This is a genomic window from Pseudovibrio sp. Ad37 (assembly GCF_001623075.1).
Taxonomy (GTDB): Bacteria; Pseudomonadota; Alphaproteobacteria; order Rhizobiales; family Stappiaceae; genus Pseudovibrio.
The window spans coordinates 1-698 of sequence record NZ_LMCF01000167.1; the positions used below are offsets into that span (position 1 = coordinate 1).

The window sequence follows — 698 nt, forward strand, 5'->3', positions numbered from 1 at the left end:
GGCAGGGTGTAGGGACTCTTGTTATTGTTGTGATACGTCCGCCCTGTGATGATGGGTTGGTCTGGGTCGCCTTCGAGGAAGTCTACGATGACTTCGTGACCGATGCGGGGGATGGCGATGTGGCCCCAGCTGGCGCCGGCCCAGTTGGAGGACACGCGGATCCAGCAGGAGGACGTGTCGTTCTTCTTGCCGTGACGGTCCCACGGGAACCAGACTTTCACCCGGCCATGTTCATCGCAGTAAATCTCTTCACCTTCCGGTCCTGTGACATGAGCGATCTGTGGGCCGTCCACCAAGGGCTTTTGGTGCAGTTTGGGCCGGTATGGCAGGCGGGCGGGCATCACCTCAAACCCGGCGCTGTAAGTGGTGGTACCGCTGCCGGCTTCCTCTGCCACGGCCTGCGGCTGACTGCCCTGATGGGAGACGGTGAGCAAATGATACTTGATGTTGTAGTCGTCGTTCGGGTGGTCGTTCAGCGCAAACTGATGACCTGCCATCAGGTGGATAGCATTGGTGGCCCCATGCCCTGTGGTGGCCTCAACACGTGCTGCCTCCAGCCGGTGTTTTGTGAAGGGCTTGCCAACACCATCGGCCTTGTAGCGCCCCGGATATTCATAAAGCGCATAGTCTCCAGCAGAGCCGTTGTCTTCACCGCGCTGATGGGCGTGTTGCTGGTTGTAGGGCGGGTTCTTGAAGGA

At 59.6% G+C, this 698-nt stretch carries 1 protein-coding gene; it reads right to left on the reverse strand.

Going from position 1 to position 698, the window contains the following annotated elements; genetic code table 11:
- On the reverse strand, positions 1 to 698 hold a 698-nt coding region (gene tssI / locus PsAD37_RS19950), incomplete at both ends, for a type VI secretion system tip protein TssI/VgrG (RefSeq protein WP_153039815.1).